The organism is Bacteroides sp. An19, from assembly GCF_002160215.1.
Taxonomy (GTDB): Bacteria; Bacteroidota; Bacteroidia; order Bacteroidales; family Bacteroidaceae; genus Phocaeicola; species Phocaeicola intestinalis.
In genome coordinates, this window is sequence record NZ_NFKD01000059.1 from 20,045 (window position 1) to 28,182 (window position 8,138).

Sequence of the window (8,138 nt, forward strand, 5' to 3'; positions counted from 1 at the left end):
TCTCATGGCATACAGATGACCCGGAAAGGCATAGAGAAACACAGAAGAGTAAATGAAAATCTGTGTCCGTATATGCCTTTCCGAGTCATTGGCCTGTTATGATGGTTGACATGTCTCCCAATCAATAAAGGTCTCTTGTTACGATGTCATCGCTCCAATGATGGTCCTTCGGGAAGGGTTGGCCGCTCCATGCTTTCTTGCTGGTCCAGTCTTGCGGAGCATCTGTCCAGAAGGCATCGCTTGCCGGAAGTCCCAGCGGAAGGAAGGCGAGCGAGGTCATATACAAGCTTCCGTTATTCGTGTACCAGTCGGCTACGTTAGGTTGGCGTCCGGTAAATCCGATGGTAAGGAATCCGCCTTCATTAAAGTTATCCCCATTGGCAAACATACGCTTCAGTACGGCAGTAAGTCCGCAACGCACTTGGGCTGGAGTGACACTGGCTGGTAATTCACGGTACCATGCCATCAGAGCCAAAGGTTGCATCGTAGCCATGCGGTAAGGGATAGAACGGCCGAAGACAGGGAAGGTTCCTTCGGGCGAGATAAACCGTTCCAGTACCAGGCTGTACTTTTGCGCACGTTTCAGTGCACGGCGGTAATACTTCGGATAGTCAAGGCGTGAATGCTTATTGGCGTCAATCAGTGCATCAAGGGTTTCGAGGTACATAGGGTGGAATACATAGCTGCTATAATAGTCGAAGGCAAATGAAGGTCCGTCGGCATACCAGCCGTCGCCTGTATACCATTCTTCTACCTTGCGGATGGCAGAATTGATGCGGTAGATATCAAAAGATGCACCGGCCTTGGCGAGGAAACTCTCGATAGTAGCTGAGAAGAGCAGCCAGTTGGTATAAGGCGGGTCGATACGCCGAAGCTGGGTAAACTCTTCGATGTAACGTTTCTTTGTGGTTTCATCAAGTGGCATCCAAAGCTGGTCGAAGGCACGGAGGAAACTTTCTGCCACGTATGCGGCATCCACTAGCGGCTGACCTTCGTTGCGCCATAAGAGATAGTCGGGCGAATCAGGGTCGACTGCATGAACGTAGCTCTGCAATGCCCATTCACGCAATTGCTTGCGCATGGCTCCTTCTTCGGTCTCATCATCGGGCAGGGCAAGCCATGGGGCAATGCCTGCCATCAGGCGTCCGAAACATTCCATATAAGTGACTCGCTTGTCGCGTCCGTCCCAGGTAGGACTGACTTCCACTTGCATGTTTTTCTGCAGTTCCTCTTTTGCCATGTTGCTTAATACAGGAGCTGCCATGTCATAAGCCAGCTTACACCAGTAAGCGCGGTCGGGCTGGCTTCCAGCTTCCAGATAGCGTACGTACTCGCATGCCGCCAGCAGGAAAGCTCCTACACCGAAATTGGCGGTAGACTTGGCATCGACCACCTGTCCGGGTATCGCCTTTTCACCAATGGGTTGCACGTAACCTACTGAACCGTCTTTTTGTAATGCGGTTTCTGATAGATACGTCCATGCCTTGCTAATGACAGGCATGTAGGTGGTTTCGTCCAGATAACCATGGTTTACTCCCCATAATAGTCCGTAGGTAAAGAAAGCTGTACCGCTGGTCTCAGGTCCGGGAGCATGTTCGGGGTCCATCATGCTGCGTGTCCAGTATCCTTCGGGTTGTTGGATTGCTGCTACCGCCTGTGCCATCTTTTGGTATTTTTCTATAAAGAACCTGCGGTGTGCATAGTCGGCGGGTAAGTCCTTTAACACTTTCGCCAGTCCGGCCAATACCCATCCGTCGCCCCGTGCCCAAAAGTCTTTTTTCCCGTTCAAGCTTTTATGTTTGGGATAGACGTATTTAGCATCGCGGTAATACAGGTTCTCTTCGGGGTCGAACATGATACTGTCTGAGTAGGTGATGTATTCGTACAGCTTGTCCAAGTACAGTGGGTTATGGGTCAGCTTGTAGAGTTTGGTCATGACGGGCATCACCATGTACAGTCCGTCGCTCCACCACCAGTAGTCATGCCGGGGGGTACTCATTTCATATTCCATTACCTCACGGGCGCGGCGTATCTTCCGGTCGTCTGGGTCGAGCTGGTATAGGTCGATGTAAGTTTGGAAACACACTTGCCAGTCACCGAAGAGCACATACTCATCAGTCTCGCCATACGAATATTTCCATGTGGAGCGGTTGTTGCTTTTTGCTCCTTTCCATTCATTATGTGTAGCCCATGCTTCGGAATAAGCTCGATAAGCAGGGTTTCCGGTCAGGTAATAAGCTTCCATATTGCCAGTATGGTAGGCGGCATTGTCCCAAAAGGCACGTACTTCGGGCGGATTTTCCGCTTGCCAGTGCTGATTCACTTTGTCGATAATTTGGCGCACCTTCTCTGCCTCAGAGGGCTTGGCGAAAGCGCAAGTAAGGGGTAAGAGGGCGAGTAGGCATGCCCTAGCCAACAGGTAAAGTTTTTTCATGGGTCTTATTATTTTTATGGTTAGTGTTTGATTGAGGTATCGGTTGACAAGAAGACAAGGTCTTAAATGCTTGCTTGAAGTTTTTTACACTCGTCTGCTTGTCAACTTGTAGCCTGCGTTCATTCCAATTCCAGTACATATACCGGTGTAGGAGCCTGGTCGACGGTTTTCTCTCCATCACCCTGGTAGGTGACCTGTACGAAGAGATGCAATTGTTTCCGGCTTTTCCAAAGCTCAGTGTCCAGGCTTGGTTCCCAGGCTTCTACCGGAAAGTCGGTCAGGTCTTTCACTTGCCAGTCATCTTGCTTCAAATCATCGGTGTATGCCATCGAGACTTTGCTTCCTCTTTCTGCATCACGGAAAATAAAGTAAGCCTTGTTTCCGTCTACTACAATGCGTGGGCGTGAAACCGGAATCATCTTGGTTCCTCCACCTTTCAGGGAAAAGGCCAGCTTGCGATGCATCACTTCACGCATGTTCCAGCGGGTACCGTCGTTCCATACCACTCGGTATTGCGGTACTTCCGAGGTGGCATCACGCCAATAAGTGACGATGTAAGGATGTCCTTCGGCATCGGTACACATGCTGGTCTGGTTTATCAGTTCACTGTTCTGAGGAATATGCCAGGCACATTCGGCATTTGATTCGCGGATGGGTAGGGTATATGCATCCCCTGTCGACTTGTACCAGGTTTTTCCTTTGTCGGGCGAATAGGCATAACACAGGTCGTGGTTGGTTTCTACCATCCAGGTTTCGCGCCATACCCACGAGAGGTGTATTGTGCCTTTCGTATCTACATAGAGTTGCCAGTAAGCATTACGCTTGCCTTCACCGTCAATCAGGACATCCTGTATCCGTTCCCACCGGCGTGTCGTCACGTCGTATAGGTTCATGATAAGATTGCCTCGTCCCGATGCTCCGGAGCGATAGACGAATATCAAGTTCCCGTCGGGCATACGGTAAAACTCCGGATAAGTCACGTCTTGTTCATCGGTACCCGTCATGGATTCCTTGTCACCTAGTTCCAGCGAGCCGGGTTTTATGCTTCGGCAATAATTGAGCGGATGCCCGTGATGGTCGAAGGCTACATGCAGGTATCCTTTTCCGTCCACCATCAGGCTGATGATGTTGTGTGCGTCTTCCACATTTCCCTTATATTGGGAACGGTGCAAAGTCCATTCGGTATCACCCAGTGTACGTTTGCCCAGCATCAGGTATCCGTCGGGGGCGTAATAGGCGATGTATTGCGTATTGCCTTGGGTCACCAGCGAATTGTTGCGAAACACCGTGGTGTTGACCGATGTATTGCTATATCCTTCGCCTACCCTCACCAACTGCTGGGCACAGATGGTGCTGGAGACGAAAAGAAGTATCCACAAAATGAATGTTTGCTGTTTCATGATTTCATTTACATTTACCATTATTTCTCGGTTCCCATCGGGATACGGATGACGTTCAGCGAGTATGCTGGCATTTGGTATGCGAATGCATTGTTTACCTTCAGTGTACTTTCTGTAGGTTTTGCCTGTTTGTCATCAGGCTTGCCTGAAAGCATGTACAAGGTTGCCGTTTTTCCATCAATACCTGCCGGAAGGTTTACTTGGGTATTCACCGCTACAGGCAAGAGGTTGACTAGCTTCACGATGATATCTCCTGTGCGGCTATCACGTACTACCGATGAGGCGATGCGTTTATTCACATCAGCGCGTGGATTATCTGTACGGTTTTCCGAAGGCAAGTAACTGTCGCCTGTATGTTGTCCGTAAAGCAGCTGGGTATAATAGCCCACCGTAGGCTTCACTTCTTGGTTGTTGAAGTAAATTAGGTCAGGGTTCCATTGGGTGTGTCCTTCCTTTGCCAGCAGCGGAGCGTATGATGACATCTGTACTACATCGCCGTTCCGTTCTACCGAAGTGAGGTAAAGCGCTTCGGCAAGTGCTGTCTCGATGTTGTTGGGACGTCCAGGTAAGTGCGCGGCATACTCTCCCAGATAGACTTTCGGTTTCGAGCGGTCGTAGCGGTCGTAAAAGTCCTGGTTGTTGATAAACCATCCTGGTGTGTTGTAGTAATGTTCGTCCACCATCGGCACGTTGAGGCGAGTGGCAAGTTCCCAGCCTTCCTCATAGTCAGATCCTTCGTAGAATGGTCCTACCGTACCGATGACGGTCACTTCGGGATATTGTTTCTTTACAGCTTCGTATATCATCGTAAAGCGTTCCTCGAATATGTCGGTTATCAGGTCTTCGTTGCCGATACCGATGTATTTCAGGTTGAACGGTTCGGGATGCCCGGCTTCGGCACGCATTTTTGCCCACTTGTTGGTTTGGGGATCACCGTTAGCATATTCAATCAGGTCAAGTATGTCTTGCACGTAGGCATCCATTTCTTCCATCGGGATACCTCCTTGCTGGCCTCCGCTCAAGAGCTTGCCCGGGATACATGCCGAGTTCTGGCAGGGTACGCCGGCAGCTACTACCGGAACGGGTTCGGCTCCCATATCCTCGCAGAACTGGAAATATTCGAAATAACCCAATCCGCGTGTCTGGTGATAACCCCATAAGTTGCGCAGAGGCTTGCGGGCTTCCAGCGGACCGATAGAACCTTTCCAGTCGTAAATGTTGGCAATACCGTTTCCATGAGCTACACATCCACCCGGAAAACGTACGAAACGTGGATGAAGGTCGGCTATAGCCTGTGCCAGGTCGGCACGAAGCCCGTTTGTATGCCCGTGGAACGTGTGCTGTGGGAAGAGCGAAATCATGTCCAGTTCATACGTACCGGCTTGCTGGGGTATCAGTGCCAGTGAGCCTGCATTGACATCTGCGTTCACCTTCAGCACTGCCTGTTGCTTCTTCCAGTTTGCCGAGGTGATTTTCACCGAAGTCCTTGCTACTTCTTTTCCGTCCTTATCCAGTAGCAGCACATGTGTTTTGCCTCCCTTTTTGCCTGCCGGTATCCGTCCGAACAAAGAGAAGTCGTATTTTTCACCTTTCTTTAATACAATGCCGTCGTAGCCTGTGTTTTTCAGCATTACTCCCGGCTGGTGTATGTCGAGTATGGCATAATGAGGATTGTTGGCGTGTATCGGTTCGGTACCGGCTTCTACTGTAAATTTTCCACCATCACCCTCCAGGGTCCAGGCATACGCTCCGTTCCATTCTTTCCGGTCGGCAGACGAATATTCGAAGTCCCGGTTCTGTATCAGTTCGGCATAAAGTCCTCCGTCGGCTCCATAGTTGATGTCCTCAAAAAATACACCTATTAATTTATCGCTGATGGGGCGTGCCTTGTCAGGATGTACATCTACTTGCAGGTTCACTTCTTTCAGTCCTGCAAAGCGTTCGGCATCTTGTACAGTCTGCTCACCTTCCATTCTTGCTTTATTGGCACGATAGCTTGCAAACCGAATCAGGTGATCTACTTCCGTCCAGGCGGCTTTCTGCACATATCCTTGTTGCAGGGTACCTTCTACCCATACACTTGCAGGTTGCTCATGGCCGGCAGGAGTAAATTCCGGTTTTATTTGTCTTTCGTTCCCTTTTAGGAAATACGTCTGGCGTTTCCAGTCGGTCAGGTCGGCAGATGCTGCATGTGCCAGTTCTTTTCCCTCTTCATTTAATTGCCATACGCAATGCCATTTGCCATCTGTTCCCCGCATGAGATGTGGGCGAATCATTCTTTTTTCCGAGCCCCATGCTCCATAGTCGCTTTTTACATAGCCATAACCGTCGCCCACGCTGTACCAGCGTTCAGTATCCCGACTCCACGCCAGTTTCAGTCCGCTACGTCCGGCATCAGAGGCTGTAGCATACGAGAAAATATAAACCGAGTCAAGCCGGTTTGCTACGTCTTGTGCATAAGACATATCCGGCAAAAAGCATAACGCTGCCCCTAAAGCAGCCCAGTGTTTCCATTTCATGTTACCAAAAGTTTAAATTGTTTGACAGGTCTTTTCCTGCGAAGATACGGTTATTCCGGCAGAATTCCTAAGAAGCTGTTTTGAATTTATCGTGTGATGATTTGGGATGAGTTTTTGAGGCATTTTCGCTTCTGTGATGAGGAAGATAGCGGGCTATCTGACGAAGAACAGGAGCGAAAAGGACCAAAAAATCGCCCAAAGCACACACGAAAACGAATACATCAAGCCAAGAAAAACTTTTTGGAGAAATTCAAAACAGCTTCTAAGTAAACAGGCAAAAACTTGTCATTTGCCAAATACGTCCAATGTCCACTCTTTGCGCCAGGGAATCGTAACCTTTCCGTCCTTGAATACAATTGGAAGCCATACATAGCGCGAGTTGCGCAGATCCGTTTTGTTCCACCGGTCGAACATCGCGATATAAGCATCTTTCTTGCCGGCTACTGGCATTACGAATGTACTTTGGGCATAAAATGTCTTTTCGGCGTCCGGTCCTGTACACGGATTACCGATGGTTTTCCATTCACCCATAATGGAGTCCGCTACGGCTATTTCCGCCACATTCGGATCCCAACCTGTACATCCCGATGTAATCAGATAATATTTTCCATCGTGCTTGAATACAGCCGGAGCCTCGCGCGACATGCCGATAAAGTTACGTGTAAAACGTCCCGAAGGTTTCAGATAATCATCGGTAAGGAGGCTGATATACATCGTTGCGTTGTTTTCCGAAGAATAAAACTGATAGGCACGTCCGTCATCGTCAACAAACACGGTCTGGTCGCGGCTCATCGCATCGTTGGGGCGGAAACTGCCTAAATAAGTAAATGTTCCCGTAGGCGAATCGGATACTGCTACACCGGCACTTGCCTTGCCATAGTCGGCACTGTCTACGTGCATCCACATCACAAACTTTCCCGTCTTTCGGTTATAGATAACCTTCGGGCGTTCCAATACCTTCGATGGATGCAGGTCGTGGTTAGGGTCATCTTTTACCGAAGGCAGTACGATACCCTCGAATTTCCAGTTCATCAGGTCTTTCGATGAATAACATCCCACTCCTGTCACATCCGTACGGTAGCATTCCCACGTAGCTCCTTCGGGCAAAATGGTCTTTCCTTTCTTGTATTCTCCATACCAATAGTATGTACCGTTGTGGTAAAGAATGCCTCCACCGTGTGCATTGATATAGTTTCCTTCCGTATCGTTCCATACTTCTCCAGGACGGAACTCTGTGTATTGTGCTTTACCCACCAGTGGGAAAGCCAGGAACAAGCTTATGATTCCAGCAATCAAAAATGTTTTTTTCATGGTCGTATGTTTTTTATAAAAAAATGTCACACAAAGATAGGTTTTCCCATTGAGAAAGTAAGGCAAAAAAATAAGCAAAAAAGATGGAAAAATCTGCAATCTGTATTTTTTGCCCCTGAATGTTCCATTAGAATGCGCAAATACATGGCGTGAGAATATCCGTAGGTGTAAACAGTCTCCAGGAAATGCTTCTTGGTAATTCCTGATTAGTCTGATTGCGTATATTCAGAAACAGTTTCGAATTTATTGTCCAAAGCGCATACGAAAACGAACACACCAATCCAGGAAAAACTTTTTGTAGAAATTAAAAGCAGTTTCTAAAATATTCTCACTATTTTTGTGCTATACCAATAAGCATACGATATGAAATACCCGATAGGCATCCAGAGCTTTGCACAGATAAGAGAGGACCACTACACGTATGTAGACAAAACCGCCCTGATATACCAGCTGGTATCAACAGGGAAGATTTAT

The 8,138-nt window shown here is 48.5% G+C and carries 6 protein-coding genes; 2 read left to right on the plus strand and 4 right to left on the minus strand.

The features are described from left to right. Positions 1-121: 121 nt before the first annotated feature. The 3 genes from B5F25_RS16795 to B5F25_RS16805 all read right to left on the minus strand — a co-directional run bounded on the left by B5F25_RS16795 (position 122) and on the right by B5F25_RS16805 (position 6,299). Positions 122-2,434: a DUF2264 domain-containing protein gene (locus tag B5F25_RS16795; protein WP_140406966.1), complete on the minus strand. Its 2,313-nt coding sequence runs from the start codon at positions 2,432-2,434 to the stop codon at positions 122-124. 119 nt (positions 2,435-2,553) lie between these two features. Continuing rightward, entirely contained in the window at positions 2,554-3,834 is a 1,281-nt protein-coding gene (locus B5F25_RS16800) for a BNR repeat-containing protein (protein ID WP_087250915.1), read from the minus strand. A 20-nt stretch (positions 3,835-3,854) separates the two neighbouring features. Beyond that, positions 3,855-6,299, minus strand: a complete 2,445-nt coding sequence (locus B5F25_RS16805; RefSeq protein WP_241148433.1) for an alpha-L-arabinofuranosidase C-terminal domain-containing protein — start codon at positions 6,297-6,299, stop codon at positions 3,855-3,857. 150 nt (positions 6,300-6,449) lie between these two features. On the opposite strand from B5F25_RS16805, the gene B5F25_RS21950 reads away from it, so the two are divergent. Further along, the gene (locus B5F25_RS21950) at positions 6,450-6,623 is read left to right on the plus strand and encodes a hypothetical protein (protein ID WP_162614444.1); all 174 of its coding nucleotides are present in this window, start codon (positions 6,450-6,452) and stop codon (positions 6,621-6,623) included. A gap of 15 nt (positions 6,624-6,638) precedes the next feature. Here B5F25_RS21950 and B5F25_RS16815 read toward each other — a convergent pair whose 3' ends face one another. After that, complete coding sequence (locus tag B5F25_RS16815) at positions 6,639-7,664, minus strand: glycoside hydrolase family 43 protein (RefSeq protein WP_022040208.1); 1,026 nt, start codon at positions 7,662-7,664, stop codon at positions 6,639-6,641. A 363-nt stretch (positions 7,665-8,027) separates the two neighbouring features. On the opposite strand from B5F25_RS16815, the gene B5F25_RS16820 reads away from it, so the two are divergent. After that, positions 8,028-8,138, plus strand: a 111-nt coding sequence (locus B5F25_RS16820) for an AAA family ATPase (RefSeq protein ID WP_140406967.1), incomplete at its 3' end; no start/stop codon positions are given.